Genomic DNA, 20,503 nt, shown 5'->3' with positions numbered 1-20,503 from the left:
TGGTCGTTGCTCCCGGTCAACAACCGTCAGCCTGTTACCCTTTGTGTGGCATCTCCGATCCCGGCGACCGAAGGGCATTCATGAAGATCGTAGCCCGCGGTCTCGCGCCCGATGTCGGCGAGTTCGCCATGGACGCGCAGAATGTCCCCGCTGACGTCCACCAAGGCCATCTGCGCTTTCATGAGCCGCCGGATCGTCGCCTGGCCCTTCGTAGCCGGCACTCCGCCGGTATCGCGCCGCGCGGTCACCACGCTCGTCATCAGCGTCGACACCGCGATGAGCGCGTCGTCGACCCGGACTTCGGCGGCGGGAACGTCGCGGATCAGACGCGCTGCCGTAATCGTAATTTCCTTGGACATGACTTCTCCTCTTCCGGAAGCGGGCGCTCCGGCCGTTGATCGTGGACAGATGAAAGGATCAGCCGGAGATCAGCCGCGTCAGCGTTTCGCCGATCGTCAGCCCCGTCAGGATGAGGAGGATCAGCACGACCAGCATCGTCGCCATGATCCACACTCTGTTCCGACCGGGATGATCGTGCCTCCAGAGACCCTTGAACGGCGAACCGACCGCTACCGGTTGTTCGGTATGTGACGCGCTGTGTTGAAGCGCCATCGCAGCCAGCTCCCCGTTCGGGAAGTCGGATGGCACCAGCCGGGGTTCTTCCGGTAGTATGATCGCGTCACATGGTATCCGGTCATAGGTCTGTTTGAGGCGCGCATAACGAAAGGCCGTCTCGGCCCGGTTGGCAGCGCCCAATATGTCTCGCGCGGTCGTGAGCCTGAGATCGACGGCCTGCTTCGAGATATCGAGCCGCCGCGCGATCTGCTTCGATGTCTGATGCTCGAGCAAGAGATCGAGGCACGCACGCTGCTTGTCCGTGAGCCTTGCCCAGCGCACGGCATCCTCTGACGGCTGCGACCCCGAATCAGTCATCCGGGCACTGTCGTCAAATTCGCGATTCGCACAAGCCGCCGATCGAAATTCACGGTTGCTTGCCGCATGTTACGCGCGCGGCGCCTACGCTACGGCCTGTCTTTCTTCGCCATCCTTCGATCCGAAAAGATCGCTGTTGAATTTGCGCGGTTCGTGCGTCTCTTACTCGTCCCCGTCGCGCCGGGCGCCGTTGCCCGGCCTCATAAAACGGGGATCCCGATGGGCGCAGAACCGGTCCGGCTGGAGGCACGTCATCGCAGCGCGCGTATGCTTCGCACCGCGATGGGCGGAGCGATCGCGGACTGGCTTGCCGATCGCGACGTCATCGAAATCATGCTCAATCCCGACGGGCGGCTCTGGGTCGACCGGCTCGGACGGGGCATCGAGGATAGCGGTGCAACGCTGTCCGCGGCCGACGGCGAGCGCATCATCCGTCTCGTGGCCCATCACGTCGGGGCCGAAGTGCATGGCGCCGCGCCGCGCGTCTCGGCCGAGCTTCCCGACGGGGGTGAGCGCTTCGAAGGCCTGCTGCCGCCGGTCGTCGGCGCACCGACCTTCGCCATCCGCAAGCCCGCGATCGCGGTCTTCACGCTCGGTGATTATGTCGCCTCGGGCATCATGTCTGCCGGTGCGGCCGACGTGCTGCGCGCCGGGGTACGCGACCGGCTGAACATCCTCGTCGCCGGCGGTACCGGCAGCGGAAAGACGACGCTGACCAACGCTCTGCTCGCCGAGATCGCGGGCGGCAGCGACCGGATCGTGCTCATCGAGGATACGCGCGAACTGCAATGCGCCGCGCCCAATCTCGTCGCGATGCGGACCAAGGACGGCGTCGCCTCGCTCTCCGATCTTGTCCGCTCGTCGCTTCGGCTTCGGCCCGATCGCATCCCGATCGGCGAGGTACGCGGCGCCGAGGCGCTTGATCTCCTGAAGGCATGGGGCACTGGACATCCCGGCGGGGTCGGCACGATCCACGCCGGGAGCGCGCTCGGCGCGCTCCGCCGCATGGAGCAGCTGATCCAGGAAGCCGTGATCACCGTCCCGCGAGCGCTGCTCGCCGAGACGATCAATCTGGTTGCCGTGCTCGTCCGTGACGGGACCGGGCGGCGCCTCGCCGAACTCGCGCGCGTCGACGGGTTCGACCGGCTGACCCTCGAATATCGCCTCACGCACCTCTTCACCCCCGAAGGAGACAATCGATGATCCATGCCCTCCGGCATGGCGCACGCCGCGCCATGCTTTGTTCGACCGCGCTGTTCTTCGCACTGGCCGTTGCGGCCCCGGCACAGGCTGGCGGCTCGTCGATGCCTTGGGAAGCGCCGCTGCAATCGATCCTCGAAAGCATCGAGGGGCCGGTCGCGAAGATCGTCGCGGTGATCATCATCATCGTGACCGGGCTCAGCCTCGCCTTCGGCGACACCTCAGGCGGATTCCGCCGGCTGGTCCAGATCGTGTTCGGCCTGTCGATCGCCTTCGCCGCCTCGAGCTTCTTCCTCTCCTTCTTCTCCTTCGGCGGCGGAGCGCTCGTCTGATGGGCCGGGAAGAGGAGGTGCCGGGCTATTTCGCGCCGGTCCACCGGGCGCTGGCCGAGCCCATTCTCTTGGGCGGCGCCCCGCGGTCGCTCGCGATCGTCAATGGCACGCTCGCCGGCGCGGTCGGTCTCGGACTTCGCCTCTGGATCGTCGGCCTCGTCCTCTGGGTAGTCGGCCACGCCCTCTCGGTCTGGGCCGCCCGCCGCGACCCCGCCTTCGTCGACGTCGCCCGGCGTCACCTCAAATATCCCGTCTGGATGCAAGCATGATGAACCTCTCCGAATATCGATCGAAATCCGCCCGCCTCGCCGATTTTCTCCCTTGGGTCTGCCTGGTGGCGGATGGCGTGGTGCTGAACAAGGACGGCTCCTTTCAGCGCACGGCGCGCTTTCGCGGGCCCGACCTCGACAGCGCCACGCCCGCCGAACTCGTCGCGGTCACATCGCGCCTCAACAGCACGCTACGGCGCCTCGGATCGGGCTGGGCGGTGTTCGTCGAGGCGCAGCGCGTGCCTGCCATCTCCTATCCCGTCTCGGAATTTCCCGATGTCGTGTCGGAACTCGTTGACGTCGAGCGCCGCGAGCAGTTCCGCGAGGAGGGCGCACTCTTCGAGAGCTTCTATTATCTGACCCTGCTCTGGATGCCGCCCGCCGAGGAAGCGGCGCGCGCCGAGGCCTGGCTCTATGAGGGGCGCTCGAAGACGGGGGTAAACCCCAAGGAGCTGCTCGCGGGCTTTATCGACCGCACGGGCCGCGTCCTCCATCTCGTCGAGGGCTTCATGCCCGAGGCCGAATGGCTGGATGACGGCGAGACGCTGACTTATCTCCACAGCTGCATCTCGACCAAGACCCAGCGCGTTCGCGTGCCCGAGACTCCGGCCTATCTTGACGCGCTGCTCGCCGATGAGGCGCTCGTCGGCGGGCTCGAGCCGCGGCTCGGCGAGCATCATCTGCGCACGCTCACCATCACCGGTTTTCCAAGCGTCACCTTCCCCGGCCTGCTCGACGAATTGAACCGGCAGGCGTTCGGCTATCGCTGGTCGTCGCGCGCGATCATGCTCGACAAGACCGACGCGACCAGGCTGCTGACGAAGATCCGGCGGCAATGGTTCGCGAAGCGCAAATCGGTCGCCGCGATCCTCAAGGAGGTTATGACCAACGAGGCCTCGGTCCTGACGGACAGCGATGCGTCGAACAAGGCCGCCGACGCCGACATGGCGCTGCAGGAGCTCGGCGCGGACGAGGCGGGCATCGCCTATGTGACGGCGACGATCACCGTGTGGGACCGCGATCCTGCCCTCGCGGCCGAGAAACTCCGGCTCGTCGAGAAGATCATCCAGAGCCGCGACTTCTCCTGCACCGTCGAGGGCGTAAACGCGCTCGAGGCCTGGTTCGGGAGCCTGCCCGGCCAAGTCTATGCCAATGTGCGCCAGCCCCCTGTCTCCACCCTCAATCTCGCCCACCTCGTCCCCCTCTCGGCGGTGTGGGCGGGAGCGGAACGGGACGAGCATTTCGGTGATGCCCCCTTGCTGTACGGCAAGACCGAAGGCTCGACCCCGTTCCGCCTTTCGCTTCATGTCGGCGACGTCGGCCACTGTCTCGTCGTGGGCCCCACGGGCGCCGGCAAGTCCGTGCTCCTCGCGCTGATGGCGATGCAGTTCCGGCGCTACGAAGGCAGCCAGATCTTCGCCTTCGATTATGGCGGGTCGATCCGTGCCGCCGCGCTCGGCATGGGCGGCGACTGGCAGGATCTCGGCGGCGCGCTCCATGATGCGGGCAGCGACGGCTCGGTCGCCTTGCAGCCGCTGGCGCGGATTGACGAGGCCGCCGAGCGCGCGTGGGCGGCCGAATGGCTCGCCGCGCTGCTCGCCGGCGAGGGCATCGCGGTCGATCCGGGTGCAAAGGAGCATATCTGGTCGGCGCTGACCTCGCTCGCGACCGCGCCGGTCGCCGAGCGCACGCTCACCGGTCTTGCGGTCCTGCTCCAGTCGCAGGAGCTGAAGCTCGCGCTCGCACCCTATCTGGTTGGCGGTCCCTGGGGCCACCTGCTCGACGCCGAGGCCGAGCATTTGGGCTCCGCGCGCGTGCAGGCGCTCGAAACCGAGGGTCTCGTCGGCGCCTCGTCGGCCGCGACGGTGCTGTCTTATCTGTTTCACCGGATCGAAGGCCGCCTCGACGACTCGCCGACGCTGATCATCATCGACGAAGGCTGGCTCGTTCTGGATAGCCCGGCCTTCGCGGCGCAGCTGCGCGAATGGCTGAAGACACTGCGCAAGAAGAATGCGAGCGTGATCTTCGCGACCCAGAGTCTTGCCGATATCGAAAGCTCCGCGATCGCGCCGGCGATTATCGAAAGCTGCCCGACCCGGATATTTCTGCCGAACGAGCGCGCGGCAGAGCCGCAGATCGCGCGGGTCTACGAGCGCTTCGGGCTCAACCACCGGCAGATCGAGATCCTCAGCCGGGCGACGCCGAAGCGCGACTATTATTGCCAGTCGCGGCGCGGCAACCGCCTGTTCGACCTTGGTCTCGGCGACATCGCGCTCGCTTTCGCCGCCGCCTCCTCGAAATCCGACCAGATCCGGATCGGCGAGCTGATGGCCGCGCATGGCCAGCAGCAGTTCGCCGCCGCCTGGCTTCGCCACCGCGGCCTCACCTGGGCCGCCGACCTACTCGGCAATCTCGAAATCGCAGCCCCCTGAAGGAGTGACGTTGATGAAGAAGAATCTCTATCGCTATGCGGCGCTGGCCGGTCTGATCGCGGCCGCGATGCTGCCTGCGGGTTCGATGATCGCGCCCGCCGCGGCGCAGATCGGCGGGATCGTCCATGATCCGCGCAACTATGCCCAGAATATCCTGACCGCTGCGCGCACGCTCGAGCAGATCAACAACCAGATCAAGCAGCTTCAGAACCAGGCGACCTCGCTGGTCAACGAGGCGCGCAATCTTCAGAGCCTGCCGACCTCGACGCTGCAGGAGCTGCAGGGGCAGGTCGACCGCACCCGGGGTCTTTTGGCCGAAGCGCAGCGCATCGCTTTCGACGTCGGCGATACCCAGAAGGCGTTCGATGCCCGCTACAAGGGTGCGGCGCTGTCGGGTCCGCAGGCGGCGCTCGTCGCCAATGCCGAGGCGCGCTGGAACGACAGCGTCGGCGCCTTCCAGGACGCGATGAAGGTGCAGGCCGGCGTCGTCACCAATATGGGCGCGGCCCGCCAGTCGATCTCGACGCTGGTCACCGCCAGCCAGTCAGCGACCGGCGCGCTCCAGGCGGCGCAGGCGGGCAACCAGCTGCTCGCGCTCCAGTCGCAGCAGCTCGGCGACCTCGCCGCCGCGATCGCGGCGCAGGGCCGCGCTGAAATGCTGGATGCCGCGCGCGCGGCGGCGGCCGAGGCCGAAGGACGTGAACGCTTCCGTCGCTTCCGCAAGGGCAATTGAGATGGGCCGGGCGGGGAAGCTCGTCGCCGGAGCGATCGTCGGCGGCATGGCGCTGACGCTTGCGCTTCTGGCGGCGGTCGACCCGCCCGCGCCGCGTGCGTCCGCTCCCCCTCGGATCTCCGGAGCGGACGCACGCCCCGAACTTGCCGAAACGCTGCGCCGCTGCCGCACGGTCACCGTTGCCGACGCGGAATGCGAGGCGGCCTGGGAAACGAAGCGCCGCCACTTCTTCGGTCAAGAGGAGGACGAAAAATGAATGACACCGGGGTAATCGATCAATTCCTGTCGGTCTTCTCGACCTATATCGACAGCGGCTTCGGGCTGCTCGGCGGTGAAGTCGGCTTTCTGTCGTCGACGCTGATCGTCATCGACGTCACGATCGCGGCGCTCTTCTGGGCGTGGGGCGCCGACGAGGACATCCTCCAGCGTCTCGTCAAGAAGACGCTCTATATCGGCGTCTTCGCCTTCATCATCGGCAATTTCCAGAGCCTGGCGACGATCATGCTCGAAAGTTTCGCTGGGCTTGGCCTGAAAGCGAGCGGCGGCGCCATGGCGATCGGCGACTTCATGCGTCCGGGTTTCGTCGCGGCGACCGGGCTCGATGCCGCCGAGCCCCTGCTCGACGCATCGGCCGATCTTCTGGGGCCGGTCGGTCTCTTCACCAATTTCGTCCAGATCCTGATCCTGCTCGTCGCCTGGGTGATCGTGGTGCTCGCCTTCTTCATCCTCGCGGTGCAGGTCTTCGTGACGATCCTCGAATTCAAGCTCGTGACGCTCGCGGGCTTCGTCCTTATCCCCTTCGCTTTCTTCGGGCGGACGGCCTTCATGGCCGAGCGCGTGCTGGGTCATATCATTTCCTCGGGCATCAAGCTTCTCGTGCTCGCGGTCATCACCGGCATCGGGACGACCTTGTTCGACCGCTTTCTCGATGCCGGCGTCGGTCCTGAACCCGATATCGAACAGGCAATGGCGATCGCGCTTGGCGCGCTGACGCTTCTCGGGCTCGGTATCTTCGGCCCCAGCGTCGCCAACGGCATCGTCGCGGGCGGGCCGCAGCTCGGAGCCGGTGCGGCTGCAGGGACCGCCGTCGCTGCGGGCGCGACGCTCGCCGCGGGTGCAGCCGGCGCGACGCTCGCCGGCGGTGCGGCCGCCACCGCGGCGCGCGGCGCCGCTGCAGCGGGCGCGCGCGGGGCCGGCAGCGCCTCGGCGGCCTATTCAGCCGGAGCGGCCGGGAAGAGCGGGGCAGGGGCGGTCGGTTCCGGCTTGGCCAATGTCGCACGCACGGCCGCGAGCGGCGCGGCATCGCCGCTTCGGCGCGCCGCGGAGAAGCTACGAGCCGACTTCGAGGCCGGGCGCAGCGGGCCCGCCGAGAGCGCTGCGCCCTCCCAGCCTGCCGACGGCCCTCCCGCATGGGCGGCCGCGATGCGCCGCCGCCAGATGATGACGCAGGGTGCGACCATCGGTGCCCACACTCTCAAGGGCGGCGACAGCCACGGCGGCGCCTCGGCTCCCGACATCAGCGAAAAGGACTGATCGAACATGTTCAGAAGACCCAGCAATCATTATGGTCGCACGCCGGAGCCCGTCACGCCCTATCAGCGCGCCGCGCAGGTCTGGGACGATCGCATCGGTTCGGCGCGGGTGCAGGCGAAGAACTGGCGCCTCGCCTTTTTCGGTTCGCTCCTCCTCTCGGGCGGTCTCGCCGGCGGCCTCGTCTGGCATTCGGCGCGCGGTACGATCACGCCCTGGGTGGTCGAAGTCGACAAACTCGGCGAGGCTCGCGCGGTCGCCCCGGCGGACGGGGATTATCAGCCAACTGACCCGCAGACCGCCTTTCACCTCGCGCGTTTCATCGAGCATGTTCGCTCGATCCCCGCCGATCCGGTCGTGCTGCGCAAGGACTGGCTTTCGGCCTATGATTTCACCACGGCGACGGGCGCCCAGGCGCTCAACGACCATGCGCGCAATAACGACCCCTTCGCCGAGGTCGGCAGGGTCCAGGTCGCGGTCGATGTGTCGAGCGTGATCCGCGCTTCGAAGGACAGCTTCCGGATCGCTTGGACCGAGCGCCGCTATCAGGACGGCAGCCTGATCGAGACGTCGCGCTGGTCCGCCATCCTCACCGTCACCCATGTACCGCCGCGCACCCCGGACGCGCTGCGCCGCAATCCGCTCGGCGTTTTTGTGTCCGCTATTTCATGGTCCAAGGAGCTCAATCAATGAAGCCCGTTTTCCCCGAATTTCTTCTCGCCGGCGCCGCCTTGCTTGGTCTCGCGTCGCCTTCGATTGCCGCTGAAAGCCGCGATCCGCGCCAGAATGTCGGTCGCGCGAATGATGCCGCTCGTGTCCAGCCCGATCGGGCCACCTTCCTCAATGCTATCCAGAAATATGCCTGGGCCGAAGGGGCACTCTACCAGGTTTACGCATCGCCGGGGCAGGTCACCGATATCGTGCTGCAGGAGGGTGAGGAGCTCGTCGGGCCGGGACCCGTTGCCGCCGGCGATACGGTCCGCTGGATCATCGGCGACACTGTGAGCGGCAGCGGAGCCAGCCGCCGGGTACATATCCTGGTGAAGCCGACGCGGCCCGATATCATGACGAATATCGTCATCAACACCAGCCGCCGGACCTATCATATCGAGCTGCGCGCGACGCCCGCCACCTATATGGCCTCGGTGTCCTGGTCCTATCCGGAAGCCGAACTGATCGCGCTGCGCGCCGCCGCGGCCGAACACGACCGCATCACGCCCGTGGCGGCGGGGCTCGATCTCGCGGCGCTCAATTTTCGCTACAGGCTTTCGGGCGACAAGCCCGACTGGCGCCCGGTCCGTGTTTTCGATGACGGGCGGCAGATCTTCATCGAGTTTGGCGACGGCATTGCGACCGGCGACATGCCGCCGCTGTTTGCGGCGGACGAAAAGGGGGCGGCAGAGCTGCTGAACTACCGCATCCATGGCCGCTTCATGATCGTCGATCGCTTGTTCGAACGCGGCGAGCTTCGCATGGGCGCCGGCCGCGCGGCGCGCAAGGTCGTCATCGAGCGGGGGCGCTCGTGAGCGGGCCGGAACGCGAGGAGGAGATTGCGGCAGAGCCTGCGCCTGCGCCGTCCCCCGACGCCGAACCCTTTCGGCTCGGCGCCGAGCCGCCCCAAGTGATGCGGCTTTCGCGCAAGGCGCTTGCCATCATCGGGAGTGTATCGGGGATCGCGATCGGCGGTGCGCTTCTGTACGCGCTGCAACCGGGCAAACCGAAGGTCGCCGAGAATCTCTACGATAGCGACCGCTCGAACAAGTCCGAGCTCGTGACCGGCGCGCCGGGCGATTATGGCAAGATCCCGAAACTCGGCGATCCGCTCCCGGGCGATCTTGGGCGACCGATCCTCGCCGCGCGCGAGAATGGCGAGACCGTCCCTGTGCCGCCAATGGGCGCGCCGCCTCCGCCCGATCCGCGGGTAGCGGCGGCAGAGCAAGCGCGGATCCGCACCGCGCAAGAGATTGAATCGGCGCGCGCGAGCCGTCTCTTTCTGGGCGGTGCGCCAGCCGTCGCCCCAGGCGCGCCGGCTGTCGATCTTGGCAGCGTGCCGCCCGCTCCTGCGGCGCAGGCGCCTTCGGGGCCCGCCGACCGGCAACAGCGCTTCCTTGGCCAGGGCAATCCCCGTTCTCCTGAAAGCGCGTCACGCCTGACCGAGCCGTCATCGCCCTATGTGGTGCAGGCGGGCGCTGTGATCCCGGCCGCCCTGATCACCGGCATCCGGTCCGACCTTCCGGGCCAGATCACCGCGCAGGTGACCCAAAATGTCTATGACAGTCCCACGGGGCGAATCCTGCTCATTCCGCAGGGCGCGCGTCTCATCGGCGAATATGACAGCGACGTGGCCGCGGGGCAGCGCCGGGTGCTGCTCGCATGGGATCGCCTGATCCTTCCCGGCGGGAGCTCGATCGCGCTCGACCGCCTGCCGGGCGCCGATACCGCCGGCATGGCGGGTCTTGCCGACCGGACCAACTATCATTGGGGGTCTATGCTGAAAGCCGCGCTCGTCTCGACGCTGCTGGGCGTCGGCGCCGAGTTCGGCGCCAGCGACGAGGACCGTCTTGTGCAGGCCGCACGCGCCGGGACGCAGGACAGTTTCAATGAGACGGGACGCCAAGTGGTCGAGCGGCAGCTTCGCATCCCGCCCACGATAACGATCCGGCCCGGGTTCGCGCTTCGCGTCATCGTCACCCGCGATCTGATCCTCGAACCTTTGCGTGGGAGCGAGCGATGACCAGGCTCAGGCTGGGCCCGATCGTCGAGGAAAAGCCGGCCAAGCTGACGCTCGAACTACCCGGTGATCTATACCGGGAGCTTACGCAATATGCGGCGGTCCATGCGAAGTTGACGGGACTGGCCGCACCGCTTCCGCCCGAGCGGATTATTCCAGCGATGATAGGCCGTTTTATCGCCAGCGACCGGGAGTTCAGCAAGCAGCGACGACGATCGACCAACACGTCATAGAGCCATGAGGCTGGCGCTCGTGTTGCGGCTGGACGCCCATTGCGAACGCGTCCTCGCCCGATCGGTCCGATGGCGCAAGTTTGTGGTTCCAACCGCCGACGCAGTCGCTGCCTCGGCTATGGAAACTATAGTCTCGCTCTATTGGACTTCGCGCCCGGCGAACTTCATTCTTCCGCTTCGACTTATTGGACGAGGGGACGCCGCGTGAAAGAGCAGGCGGGTCGCAGCGAGCGCTTTCGACATAGAAATTTCTGATGCGCGTCCCGGACATCCTCATCGCGTGCTATCATTGAAGGAGTGATAAGAATGACGATTGCAACTGCCGCTGCGCCCGCATCGCCGTCGGATCTGGACGAACGCGCGGCGATGACGGTCGCCGACGCACTGAAGATCATCCTGGCCGACAGCTACGCGGTGTATCTGAAAACGAAGAACTTCCACTGGCACGTCTCGGGCCCCTATTTTCGGGATTATCATTTGTTGCTCGATGAACAGGCGGCCGAAATTCTCGCGGTGACGGATGCGATCGCCGAGCGCGCGCGAAAGACGGGGAACACCACGATCCGCTCGATCGGCGATGTGGCTCGCCACCAGACAATCAAGGATAATGATGCCGACTTCGTGAAGCCGCAGGACATGCTTGCCGAACTGCGTGCGGACAATCTCAGCATGGTGGAATCGCTGCGGCGCGCCAAGGATATCGCCGACGCCGCCAAGGATAATGGAACGTCCGGTCTCATCGACACCTGGACCGACGAAGCTGAACGCCGGGCCTGGTTTCTCTACGAGGTCGGTCGCACCGACTGAGTGACATGGCAGCGCGCCGTTCAATCAGTGCAAGGGCGGCGCGCCTTGGCGACAGACATTGCGGAGTCTGTTCCGCATGGATCGCATGCTCGCCAATGGCGGCTTCGCCAAATTAGGTAAGGGGCTCGTTGACGCGCAAAAAAGGCGGCCTGAAAGGCCGCCAAAGTTGAATGGAGGAGCCCTCCATTTGGGTCGCACGGACGCGCATACATCCGCGCCCGACCAGCGCTATCGAAATCGGCCAGCCGCAACGGAATGCGGCGCCCATGATGCAATCGCGCAACAGTAGGCGCCCGATGCTCCGATGCCTGCGCGTCAGCGCCTCTAGCGCGGTTATCGCTAAATCAGCTTGGCCATCGCCAGCGCGGTGTCCGCCATGCGCGTGGCAAAGCTCCACTCGTTGTCATACCAGGCGAGGACGCGAACCATCCTGCCATCGATGACGTCTGTCTGAGGCAAGGCGACGATGGAAGATTCGGTGCGGTGCGTCAGATCAACGGACACCAAAGGCTCGGCGGTCACAGCGAGGACGCCGCTCATTGCGCCGTCTGCGGCGTGCTGAATGGCGCCGTTCACCTCTTCTATCGTAACCTCCCTCGCAGCCGATACGGCCAGGTCGATGACGGACACGTTCGGTGTCGGTACGCGGATCGACGATCCATGCAGCTTGCCTCGCAATTCAGGCAGAACCAGTCCGATCGCCTTTGCAGCCCCGGTCGAGGTCGGAATCATCGATAGCGCGGCAGCGCGTGCGCGGTACAGATCCTTGTGAACAGTATCCAGGCTCGGCTGGTCACCCGTGTAGGCGTGGACTGTGGTCATATAGCCGCGTTCGATCCCGAAGAGATCGTTCAGCACCTTGGCGACCGGCGCGAGCACATTTGTCGTGCAGGATCCGTTGGAGACCACGACGTCCTCTGCGGTCAATGTTTCGTGATTGACCTTGAAGACGATCGTCTTGTCGGCCCCGTCGCAAGGCGCAGAAACGAGAACGCGCTTCGCACCTGCTCGACGGTGGGCACTCGCCTTTTCCTTCGAGGTGAAAAATCCCGTACATTCGAGCGCGATGTCGACGCCGAGGCTTGCGTGCGAAAGATCTGCCGGATCGTGCTCCGATGACACCATGATCTTCCCGGACCCGACATCGATCCAGTCTTCGCCGGTTTCGATGGATCCCCGATACGGACCATGGACCGAGTCATATCGCAGGAGATGCGCCAGCGTAGCGACGGGGCCGAGGTCATTGATCGCCACGACCTCGATGTCCTCGCGGCCCAGTTCGATGATCGAACGCAAGGTAAGACGTCCGATGCGTCCAAAGCCATTGATAGCGACCCTTATAGTCATTCGCGTCTTCCTTTGTTTCGCAGAACCAGCCCTGCCTTTGCGCGCAGTGTCGCACGGCGCGGTTGAACTGGGCGCCGAACATCAGACGGTGAGAGCGAATGCATGGCACGTCACACAGATATATGCGCCGCGCATAGACCTATCCGTGCGTCTCATGAACGTCAACACGACAAGTGACGGCGGAAGTGGTAACGGCCTACCGAGTTGGCCGGGCCAAACCTTGTTCGCACGACTGCATCCCGCAGGGCGCGAGGCTGGCGGATCGGCCGGGAAGGAGGTTCTCGATCGATGACCAACTTCGACGCTGAGAAAGCGATCGCTGCGGCGAAAGCAGTCGACGAGGTTCGCGATGGCATGCTTGTCGGGTTGGGGACCGGAAGCACCGCTGCTTATGCCGTGAGAAGTCTCAGCGAGCGCATCAAGCGCGGCCTTCGCATCACCGCGGTGGCCACATCCCAAGCGACCGAAGCCCTGGCTCGCCGTCTCGCGGTGCCGCTGGTTCCCTTTCAACAGCTTAGCGCTCTCGACCTGATGATCGACGGCGCCGATGAAATCGATGATCGCTTCCAAGCCATCAAGGGCGGAGGCGGCGCTCTGCTGCGCGAGAAGGTCATTGCGGCCGCCTCCACGCGCGTGATCATCATCGTCGATTCCAGCAAGCTTGTTGCCCAGCTCGGCAAATTCCCCCTGCCGGTGGAGGTGGTCCCTTTTGCCAGCGAGTTTGTCCGTGCGCGACTGGCCGAACTCGGAGCCCGTGTCACTCTTCGCTCAACCGATGGCACGCCGTTCCTCACGGATCAGGGCAATTACATTCTGGACGCTGCCCTGGATAAGATACCAGCGCCGCGCGCCATCGCCGCCACGGTCGCCGCAATCCCGGGCGTCGCGGAACATGGTCTGTTTCTCGGTGAAATCGATACAATCATCATCGCTCGCGGGGACATGGTGGAGGTGCGACACCGCTGACAATCTCGCGGCTTGCGGACAGTCACTCGCGCGGCGGCGCGGACACGCTGCAATTCTCAGCCGCCACCTCGAGTAGTTTCCCTACCGGAGAGATGCGCGCCATAGCCTCAAGGTATCAATCCGACCCACTCTCTCGATAAGATGGACGCGTTTTTTTTGGCGCGCTCTATCCGTCGGTAGAATCAAAACCCCTATAAAACTGCGATTTCATCGTCCAAAGCGCGGCTGAAAGGAGGCTAGGCAATGACTTGCTGTCTATGCTCCGCGCACATATAGACGCGGCGATGGATGGACCTCGAGACCGCAATATATTTGGCGCGTTCGCACTCATGATCAGCGACGACATCGTTCGCGCTAGTTCGTCGCGGGCGCCGGAAGCGGGCCCCGCCGGCTCGGCACTGGCGCTGCTCGCGCACCAGCCCGGCCTCTCGATTCGCATGCTTGCGGTCGGGGTGGGCCTTTCCCATGCAGGGACCGTTCGCCTAGTGGATCGATTGGCTGCCGAGGGATTGATCGAACGCCGGGAGCATTCGTCTGATGGGCGCACGCGGGCCCTCCATCTCACGCCGGCCGGAATGATCGCGAGCGACGAGGTTCTTGCCGCGCGCGATGAGGTCATTGCCGAAGGATTATCGATCCTGAAGCCTGACGAACTGAAAATCCTGTGCAACATAGCCGAGCGCGTCCTGCGCGATCGCCTGGAGAACCTGGAGCATTCCTACCGCATCTGCCGCCTGTGCTGCTACGAGGGCTGCCCCAACTGCCCCATCGATGCGGAATTGCTTGAACGAGGGGTGGACCGGACGAAGGACGGCGACGCATAAGCTCCCCAAACGAGAACGCCGCGTCCCTGTCGCTTTGGAAATATGCTACGCTTGGTTTGCTCGAAGCGCAGCGCCCGTGATGCGGGCAAGCCGTTCGATGTAGGCGCGATCCGATCGTCCGCCCAGTACCGCGATCCGCCAATATAACGGGGCTGCGATGAGGTCGGCTGCCATCTCACGGTCCACTGAGGGCGACACTTCCCGACGTTCGATCGCCCGATCTATCAGCCCGTTGATCCGCTCGCGTCGGGCACGTTGGAAAGGCCGGATCGCCAATTCCAATGCCGGCGTCCGCTCGATCTCGCCATGAAGGTCGGTCAGAATCCGCCGCACCTTGGGATGCCTCAGAACGCGGCGGATAGCGAGAAGCACCGCTTGCAGATCAGCCTCCAGCGAGCCGTGCTCTTCCACGTCGGTCATCGTCAACCCGACCTGCGACAGCAGATCGCTGGCCATCGACACCTTGTCCGGCCAGCGGCGGTAGAGCGCCGCCTTGCCGACCCCTGCAGTTCGCGCCACCCGTTCGAGGCTCAGTCCCGCATAGCCCGTCCTTGCCCATTCTTCGAAGAAGCTGCGCGCCAGTGCTTTCGTCACGTCAGCGCGCATGACCGCTGCTCCGCTTAAAACACGGGCCGCTTTCGGGATTACGTCGGAACGCTTGTGTTCCATCGATGCCTTCCTATATCTCTATGCGGAACGCTACCGTTCCAACGGAATGGGATTAGTTCATGACAGACAATGTGAAAAGCTTTTCAGCGATGCTGCGAAAGGCATTGGGAAATCGTCTTGCTCCGGAGGCTGCCACCTTTCTCGACATGCTGGCCGACGACGGGGTCATGGAATTTCCTTATTCGCCGCCTGGCCTCGCGACCCGGCTGGAGGGCAAAGCTGCTATCGCGCAGCACCTCGAAGGCCTTGCTGACATGATTGCCTTCGACCGCATGGGCGAGCCGGTCATCCATGCTACGGCCGACCCCGATGTGACCATCGTGGAGTTCGAAGGGTTCGGGCGCGGCGTCACAACCGGCGAATCCTACGACCAGCGCTACATATCTGTGATCCGGACACACGCGGGGCGCATCGTCCATTATCGCGATTACTGGAACCCGCTGGTGGTCCTGCGCGCGCTTCGCGGCAGCGCGGTTGTCGATGCTCTTTGCGAAGGAGGATCAGACCATGGTTGATCGAGTTCTGGTGACCGGAGGCACGGGCAAGACGGGCGCGCTGGTTGCGCAGCAGCTTGCGGCGCGCGGTGTCGACGCTCGCATCGCAACCCGCAACGCCACGATGCCGGAGCAGGTTCGCTTCGAGTGGGGGGATGTTACCTCCCACCGTCCTGCACTCGACGGTGTGGGCGCGATCTACCTGGTCGCCCCGACCGACCGAACGGACCACCTGTCCGTCATGCGCCCGCTGCTCGAGCAGGCGGTGGAGCAAGACGTGGCCCAGCTGGTGCTGCTGAGCGCATCGTCTATCGACGAGGGCGGGCCGATGATGGGTGAGGTTCATGCGTGGCTCCGCGCCAACGCACCCCGCTGGGTGGTCCTGCGCCCGAGCTGGTTCATGCAGAACTTCGTTACCCAGCATCTCCCGTCGATCGTCACCGAGGGTTGCATTTACTCGGCGACGCAGGATGGACGTGTCCCGTTCATCGATGCCGCCGACATAGCGGCGGTCGCGGTCGAAGCCCTGGTGGATCCAGCTTTAGCGTCAGGTGCTAGAATCCTGACCGGTCCTGAAGCTCTCTCCTATGACGAGGTAGCGGATCGAATCACTGCCGTGGCCCAGCGCCCCGTCCGCCACTGCCGGCTATCGGTGGAGGAGCTTGCACAGCGCTACGCCGGATTCGGCATTCCTGAACATTATGCGGACACGCTTGCGCGCATGGACGACGCGATCTCTCATGGGTCGGAGGACAGGACCACGACAGAGGTCGAGCAAATAACGGGACGCATGCCTACCAAGCTGACCCAGTTCCTCGCGGCTCATAGCGAGGCATATCTTCAGCGTGGTACAGACTGAAGGCTCCTCATATGCCGGAGGAACAGGCCTTTTGGGCACTCAGCAAAAGTGGCCTGATTGTCACGAGAACAGGTCCGGGAAAACAGGCTCGGCATGAGAGAGCGGCGTGATGTCGAAGCGCGTTTTCCCGCGAGACTTTCCTGATCGGTAAGGGGCGGCCCTGTTCGGACTGAAAATGGGTAACGGGAGCGCTGCCACTCGGCGCGCGTCGCCGCATCTTATGACGACCGCGAAACAATCATCCATGTTGCCGGTGGCGTGCTTGTCCGTGTGTGCAAGCCTTCCCGGGCTTGTGCCTCTACCATCGCAGGCGGCATCGCACGCGGCCCGCGCTGCGCGCACTGATCACATGTCTTCAGGCGGACATCGCCCAGTAGCGCTGGCGGGAAGGGTATCCGCGGTATCCCGTGCCTTTACGAGAGAGCTTCGGTTGTCGCGGCGGTCATCGATGTTGAGACACTGCGCTTCGGTCAAGTCGGCCTCGCGGAATCCGCAGCCTGACCGGTAATCGAAAGTTCGGTCTGCACGTCCGAACCCCGGATGAGGCTGAGATCGACGGGGCATCGATCAGCGATGGCAACAATCCGAGCGCGCTGATCGTCGCTCAAAGGCCCATCGAGGACGATGGTGCGAATGAACCGGTCGGGCGGCATCATGTCCGGTACCTTCTCGTGCTGCACGGTCGTGCTTGCCCGTTCGAGCGGAAAGCCCTTGCGGTTCGCATAGAGACGCATCGTCATCACGGTGCAGGCTGCGAGGCCCGCGGATACCAGTTCATATGGAGACAGTCCGGTTCCAAGGCCCCCCACCGACGCCGGTTCATCGGCAAACAGCATGTGCTCGCCGCTGCGGACCTTGAGCTGGAACGTCCCTGCAAGAGTTTCGGTGGCGACAACGCCCTGGGCCATCTCGACCTGCGGAAGATCCGCCGTGAGCGGTGGGAGAAAGCGGCTGGCCCATACTGCCACCATAGCCGAGGCGTAATTCGCGTCTGCCAAATCGGTGAGAAGGTGATCTGCCGTGTCGAGCGAGATGAAGCTTTTAGGATGCCTGGACGCGACGAAAATGCGCGACGCGTGGTCGATGCCGACCACCTGGTCCAGCGGAGAATGCATGACCAGCACGGGACGTCGCAGAGTGGCTAGAGCCTTCTCGACGTCGATCTCCTCGAGCGCCTCCAGAAAGCTGCGGCGTATGACGAAAGGTCTGCCGGCGATATCCACCGACGCCTCACCCTCGCTCGCGATAGTATCCAGATCGTTTGGTCCGAAAAAACGCAAGATATGTTGAAGGTCTGCTGGCGCACCGATCGTCGCGACTGCCGCAACGTCAGGCAAGTCGGCAGCGGCTATGATCGCAGCGGTGCCGCCCAGACTGTGCCCGACAAGAAGAGAAGGTGACATACCCGCCGCCGCCATCGCCGTTGCGGCTGAGCGAAGATCCTGGACGTCCGAGGCGAAGCTTACTTCTCCCCCCATCCCACCACTGATCCCGGTTCCGGCGAAGTCGAACCTCAAAACCCCGATACCCGAGCGCGACAGCGCGCGCGAGACGTGGACGGCGGCGCGACTGTCTTTCCCGCAGGTAAAACAGTGGGCGAAGATCGCCCAGCCCCGCGGTGTTCCTTCCGGGGGTTCGAGGTGACCGGTAAGCTGAGTGCCTGCCCCGCCGACAAACATGAATGTTTTTTCCGCCATAGAAGGCTCTCATTATCCTGAGGGGCACCCGATACGCTGCCGCTTATGCGCTGGCCATTGCACTGACTATCGCAGCGCGCGCAGGATTTATCCAATCGGCTGTGTCTATAGTTTCGATAGCGGCGACGCTCTTCGTGTCGTGGTCCCCAGATGGAGCGGAGCGCATCTCCAAGCATCGTTTCGCGACAAATTTTATATGCGCGGCGCATATAGACAAGGCGCACCATAATGATTATATGCGTCGCGCATACTTATTCCGCCTCTCCCAGGAACGCGGTCTTTCGGAAGAAGCATCAGTCAGGCGCATGGATCGACGGACTATGGAACTCAATCAGGTCAGCTATTTCATCAACTTGGCCGAGACGCTGAATTTCACGGCGGCTGCTCGCCTGAGCGGTGTGTCGCAGCCGAGCCTGACCCGCGCGATCCGCCGCCTGGAAGAGGAGCTTGGCGGGCCGCTGATCCATCGCGACGGGAAGAACAGTCGGCTGACCGGTCTTGGCCGGGATGTCGAGATAGAGTTCCGGCGCGTGCTGACGGCGATGCGAAGCGTTCGCAATCACTCCGAGAACTGGGCGATGGGCATGCGCCGCGTTCTGGATGTCGCCGTCGCGTCCACCGTGGGACCGCAGGAATTTGCTGCGTTTTTCGAGAGTGCCTTTGCAGAGGTGCCATCGATCGAAATCAAGCTGCACGCGCTTCAGCCGAACGAGGACACCTCGGACATCCTGTCCGGAAAATATCACGCCTGCATCATGCCGCGCGAGACAAAGCCCGAACGTAAGCTCGATGTGCATTCGCTATTCAGGGAGCGCTTCGTGCTCGGCTGTTCCGCAAACCATCCCTTGGCAGCCAGCGAAATCGTGCGCAGCGAAGAGCTGATCGAGTATCCTTTCGTCGATCGGCTGACATGCGAGTTTCGCGATCAGATCCTCGATCACTTCGCGCGGCAGGATCTGCTCATGCAGCCCCGCTTTCGATCGGACCGCGAGGACTGGGTGCAACACTTCGTCGCCGATGGCACCGCCATATGTATTCTTCCGGAGCGGTCGGCCACGGCGCCCGGTCTCGTTACGCGGCCGATCGAGGGATTTGCCCTGGAGCGCGAAATCGTGATCGCGACGGTGTCGGGGTCCACGGCACCCGTCGAGATACGGAAGATCGCCCAGTTGGCAGCCGGCTACGCGTGGAATTGAGCCAAGTTGAGCAAGGCATCCATGCTATGGAAACTATAGACACAGCCTATTGGATAAATCCCGGGCGCACTGCGATAGTCGGCGCAGTGACTGACACGATAAGCGGCGTCTAGGCCCTCTCAGATCGAAATCGGAGACAATCATGAAGTTCGAAAAGTCGCAAGAAGCTGTTGATCGCCTCACCGCGGAGCAACGCCGCGTCACCCAGGAGTCTGGCACCGAACGGCCCTTCACGGGAGAGTATGACGCCAACAAGGAGCCGGGGATCTACGTCGATATCGTTTCGGGGGAGCCGTTGTTCGCCTCGGCCGACAAATTCGACTCGGGTTCTGGCTGGCCAAGCTTCACCAAGCCGATCGTCGCAGCAAATGTGAACGAGCTGCGCGATGACGCGCACGGTATGGTGCGGACGGAAGTCAGATCGGTGCACGCCGACAGCCATCTCGGTCATGTGTTCCCGGACGGTCCCTCAGATCGCGGAGGTTTGCGCTACTGCATCAATTCCGCGTCGCTTCGCTTCATTCCACGCGAGGAGATGGAGAGCGAAGGATATGGCGAATATCTCGATCAGGTAGAGGAGGGCTGACATGCATCAGCGCGCTGTTCTCGCAGGCGGATGTTTCTGGGGCATGCAGGATCTGATCCGCAAGCAGCCCGGCATCGTATCGACGCGTGTCGGCTACACCGGCGGCGACGTTCCGGACGCCACCTATCGCAATCACGGCACGCATGCCGAGGGGATCGAGATCATCTACGACCCGGCTGTGACCAGCTACCGGAACATTCTGGAATATTTCTTTCAGATCCACGATCCGACGACGAAGAACCGCCAGGGCGGTGACATCGGGCTGTCCTACCGGTCGGGTATTTATTACGTCGACGAAGAGCAGAAGCGCGTCGCCGAGGACACGATCGCCGACGTGGATGCCTCCGGGCTGTGGGAAGGCAAGGTGGTGACAGAGGTCGTGCCGGTCGGCGATTTCTGGGAGGCCGAGCCGGACCATCAGGATTATCTCGAGAAACGCCCGGGCGGCTACACATGCCACTTCGTCCGTCCCGGCTGGGTGCTTCCGAAGCGCCAAAAGGTCGACGACGAGGAGCCGGCTGCGGGGACGGCAGCCCACTAGGCTTCACTGCCGTTGGCGCTCCGCCGATCCCGTTCGCAATTTTCATGACCGCGTCGTACAACGACGCGGTCATCGAACCCTGCTGCGGAGCGGCGGGTCGGTCCATATAGTCGCCATCGCAGCA

General features: G+C 64.1%; 24 protein-coding genes. 19 read left to right on the top strand and 5 right to left on the bottom strand.

All coding sequences use genetic code 11. From position 1 onward, the window contains the following. Nucleotides 1–26: 26 nt before the first annotated feature. Nucleotides 27–359 carry a hypothetical protein gene (locus CDQ91_RS08545; RefSeq protein ID WP_088472274.1) on the bottom strand — a complete coding sequence of 111 codons (333 nt, stop codon included), beginning with the start codon at nucleotides 357–359 and terminating at the stop codon, nucleotides 27–29. A gap of 58 nt (nucleotides 360–417) precedes the next feature. Then, nucleotides 418–933 (bottom strand): helix-turn-helix domain-containing protein, encoded by a 516-nt coding sequence (locus CDQ91_RS08540; protein ID WP_088472273.1) that lies wholly within the window; start codon nucleotides 931–933, stop codon nucleotides 418–420. Between the two features lie 219 nt (nucleotides 934–1,152). On the opposite strand from CDQ91_RS08540, the gene trbB reads away from it, so the two are divergent. The 12 genes from trbB to CDQ91_RS08480 all read left to right on the top strand — a co-directional run bounded on the left by trbB (nucleotide 1,153) and on the right by CDQ91_RS08480 (nucleotide 11,200). Next, nucleotides 1,153–2,136, top strand: a complete 984-nt coding sequence (gene trbB, locus CDQ91_RS08535; RefSeq protein ID WP_088472333.1) for a P-type conjugative transfer ATPase TrbB — start codon at nucleotides 1,153–1,155, stop codon at nucleotides 2,134–2,136. Then, entirely contained in the window at nucleotides 2,133–2,465 is a 333-nt protein-coding gene (locus CDQ91_RS08530) for a TrbC/VirB2 family type IV secretion system protein (protein WP_088472272.1), read from the top strand. Before trbB ends, CDQ91_RS08530 begins: the two co-directional genes overlap by 4 nt. Next, nucleotides 2,465–2,734, top strand: coding sequence for a VirB3 family type IV secretion system protein (locus CDQ91_RS08525; RefSeq protein ID WP_088472271.1), 270 nt, complete (start codon nucleotides 2,465–2,467; stop codon nucleotides 2,732–2,734). The genes CDQ91_RS08530 and CDQ91_RS08525 overlap by 1 nt, the downstream gene beginning before the upstream one ends. Next, a complete protein-coding gene (trbE, locus tag CDQ91_RS08520) occupies nucleotides 2,731–5,166 on the top strand; it encodes a conjugal transfer protein TrbE (protein WP_088472270.1) in 2,436 nt (811 codons plus the stop codon). The genes CDQ91_RS08525 and trbE overlap by 4 nt, the downstream gene beginning before the upstream one ends. 13 nt (nucleotides 5,167–5,179) lie before the next feature. Next, nucleotides 5,180–5,899 (top strand): P-type conjugative transfer protein TrbJ, encoded by a 720-nt coding sequence (gene trbJ, locus CDQ91_RS08515; RefSeq protein WP_088472269.1) that lies wholly within the window; start codon nucleotides 5,180–5,182, stop codon nucleotides 5,897–5,899. 1 nt (nucleotide 5,900) lies between these two features. Next, nucleotides 5,901–6,155: a putative entry exclusion protein TrbK-alt gene (gene trbK-alt, locus CDQ91_RS08510; RefSeq protein WP_158213638.1), complete on the top strand. Its 255-nt coding sequence runs from the start codon at nucleotides 5,901–5,903 to the stop codon at nucleotides 6,153–6,155. Then, the gene (gene trbL / locus CDQ91_RS08505) at nucleotides 6,152–7,432 is read left to right on the top strand and encodes a P-type conjugative transfer protein TrbL (RefSeq protein ID WP_088472267.1); all 1,281 of its coding nucleotides are present in this window, start codon (nucleotides 6,152–6,154) and stop codon (nucleotides 7,430–7,432) included. Before trbK-alt ends, trbL begins: the two co-directional genes overlap by 4 nt. A 6-nt stretch (nucleotides 7,433–7,438) precedes the next feature. Further along, the gene (gene trbF / locus CDQ91_RS08500) at nucleotides 7,439–8,122 is read left to right on the top strand and encodes a conjugal transfer protein TrbF (protein WP_088472266.1); all 684 of its coding nucleotides are present in this window, start codon (nucleotides 7,439–7,441) and stop codon (nucleotides 8,120–8,122) included. Further along, complete coding sequence (gene trbG, locus CDQ91_RS08495; RefSeq protein WP_088472265.1) at nucleotides 8,119–8,955, top strand: P-type conjugative transfer protein TrbG; 837 nt, start codon at nucleotides 8,119–8,121, stop codon at nucleotides 8,953–8,955. Before trbF ends, trbG begins: the two co-directional genes overlap by 4 nt. Beyond that, nucleotides 8,952–10,163, top strand: a complete 1,212-nt coding sequence (locus tag CDQ91_RS08490) for a TraB/TrbI/VirB10 family type IV secretion system protein (RefSeq protein WP_237245893.1) — start codon at nucleotides 8,952–8,954, stop codon at nucleotides 10,161–10,163. Before trbG ends, CDQ91_RS08490 begins: the two co-directional genes overlap by 4 nt. Next, the gene (locus CDQ91_RS08485; protein WP_088472264.1) at nucleotides 10,160–10,393 is read left to right on the top strand and encodes a DUF2274 domain-containing protein; all 234 of its coding nucleotides are present in this window, start codon (nucleotides 10,160–10,162) and stop codon (nucleotides 10,391–10,393) included. Before CDQ91_RS08490 ends, CDQ91_RS08485 begins: the two co-directional genes overlap by 4 nt. Before the next feature lie 306 nt (nucleotides 10,394–10,699). Then, nucleotides 10,700–11,200 (top strand): Dps family protein, encoded by a 501-nt coding sequence (locus CDQ91_RS08480; protein ID WP_088472263.1) that lies wholly within the window; start codon nucleotides 10,700–10,702, stop codon nucleotides 11,198–11,200. Nucleotides 11,201–11,539: 339 nt separating this feature from the next. Here CDQ91_RS08480 and gap read toward each other — a convergent pair whose 3' ends face one another. Then, nucleotides 11,540–12,547 carry a type I glyceraldehyde-3-phosphate dehydrogenase gene (gene gap, locus CDQ91_RS08475; protein WP_088472262.1) on the bottom strand — a complete coding sequence of 336 codons (1,008 nt, stop codon included), beginning with the start codon at nucleotides 12,545–12,547 and terminating at the stop codon, nucleotides 11,540–11,542. 288 nt (nucleotides 12,548–12,835) lie between these two features. Here gap and rpiA point away from each other — a divergent pair, with 288 nt between their 5' ends. Together rpiA and CDQ91_RS08465 are read left to right on the top strand one after the other, a co-directional pair. Beyond that, the gene (gene rpiA, locus CDQ91_RS08470; RefSeq protein WP_088472261.1) at nucleotides 12,836–13,513 is read left to right on the top strand and encodes a ribose-5-phosphate isomerase RpiA; all 678 of its coding nucleotides are present in this window, start codon (nucleotides 12,836–12,838) and stop codon (nucleotides 13,511–13,513) included. A gap of 329 nt (nucleotides 13,514–13,842) precedes the next feature. Next, nucleotides 13,843–14,337 carry a MarR family winged helix-turn-helix transcriptional regulator gene (locus tag CDQ91_RS08465; protein ID WP_237245892.1) on the top strand — a complete coding sequence of 165 codons (495 nt, stop codon included), beginning with the start codon at nucleotides 13,843–13,845 and terminating at the stop codon, nucleotides 14,335–14,337. 45 nt (nucleotides 14,338–14,382) lie between these two features. Here the strand turns inward: CDQ91_RS08465 and CDQ91_RS08460 are convergent, their stop codons facing one another. Further along, nucleotides 14,383–15,006, bottom strand: coding sequence for a TetR/AcrR family transcriptional regulator (locus CDQ91_RS08460; RefSeq protein WP_237245891.1), 624 nt, complete (start codon nucleotides 15,004–15,006; stop codon nucleotides 14,383–14,385). A gap of 59 nt (nucleotides 15,007–15,065) precedes the next feature. On the opposite strand from CDQ91_RS08460, the gene CDQ91_RS08455 reads away from it, so the two are divergent. Together CDQ91_RS08455 and CDQ91_RS08450 are read left to right on the top strand one after the other, a co-directional pair. Next, complete coding sequence (locus tag CDQ91_RS08455; RefSeq protein ID WP_237245890.1) at nucleotides 15,066–15,521, top strand: nuclear transport factor 2 family protein; 456 nt, start codon at nucleotides 15,066–15,068, stop codon at nucleotides 15,519–15,521. Continuing rightward, the gene (locus CDQ91_RS08450; protein WP_237245889.1) at nucleotides 15,487–16,359 is read left to right on the top strand and encodes an NmrA family NAD(P)-binding protein; all 873 of its coding nucleotides are present in this window, start codon (nucleotides 15,487–15,489) and stop codon (nucleotides 16,357–16,359) included. Before CDQ91_RS08455 ends, CDQ91_RS08450 begins: the two co-directional genes overlap by 35 nt. 470 nt (nucleotides 16,360–16,829) lie before the next feature. Here the strand turns inward: CDQ91_RS08450 and CDQ91_RS08445 are convergent, their stop codons facing one another. Then, entirely contained in the window at nucleotides 16,830–18,056 is a 1,227-nt protein-coding gene (locus CDQ91_RS08445; RefSeq protein ID WP_088472257.1) for a bifunctional alpha/beta hydrolase/OsmC family protein, read from the bottom strand. Nucleotides 18,057–18,376: 320 nt separating this feature from the next. Between CDQ91_RS08445 and CDQ91_RS08440 the strand changes: the two genes are divergently transcribed. The 3 genes from CDQ91_RS08440 to msrA all read left to right on the top strand — a co-directional run bounded on the left by CDQ91_RS08440 (nucleotide 18,377) and on the right by msrA (nucleotide 20,379). After that, nucleotides 18,377–19,252 carry a LysR family transcriptional regulator gene (locus tag CDQ91_RS08440; protein WP_174688487.1) on the top strand — a complete coding sequence of 292 codons (876 nt, stop codon included), beginning with the start codon at nucleotides 18,377–18,379 and terminating at the stop codon, nucleotides 19,250–19,252. Between the two features lie 142 nt (nucleotides 19,253–19,394). Continuing rightward, on the top strand, nucleotides 19,395–19,838 hold the full coding sequence (msrB, locus tag CDQ91_RS08435) for a peptide-methionine (R)-S-oxide reductase MsrB (protein ID WP_088472255.1): 444 nt from the start codon (nucleotides 19,395–19,397) through the stop codon (nucleotides 19,836–19,838). Nucleotide 19,839: 1 nt separating this feature from the next. After that, nucleotides 19,840–20,379 (top strand): peptide-methionine (S)-S-oxide reductase MsrA, encoded by a 540-nt coding sequence (msrA, locus tag CDQ91_RS08430; protein WP_088472254.1) that lies wholly within the window; start codon nucleotides 19,840–19,842, stop codon nucleotides 20,377–20,379. Nucleotides 20,380–20,503: the final 124 nt, after the last annotated feature.

The organism is Sphingopyxis witflariensis (assembly GCF_002205635.1).
Classification (GTDB): Bacteria; Pseudomonadota; Alphaproteobacteria; order Sphingomonadales; family Sphingomonadaceae; genus Sphingopyxis; species Sphingopyxis witflariensis.
The sequence above is the reverse complement of the archived record's forward strand: the minus strand, read 5'-3'. Positions and strand labels throughout refer to the sequence as shown.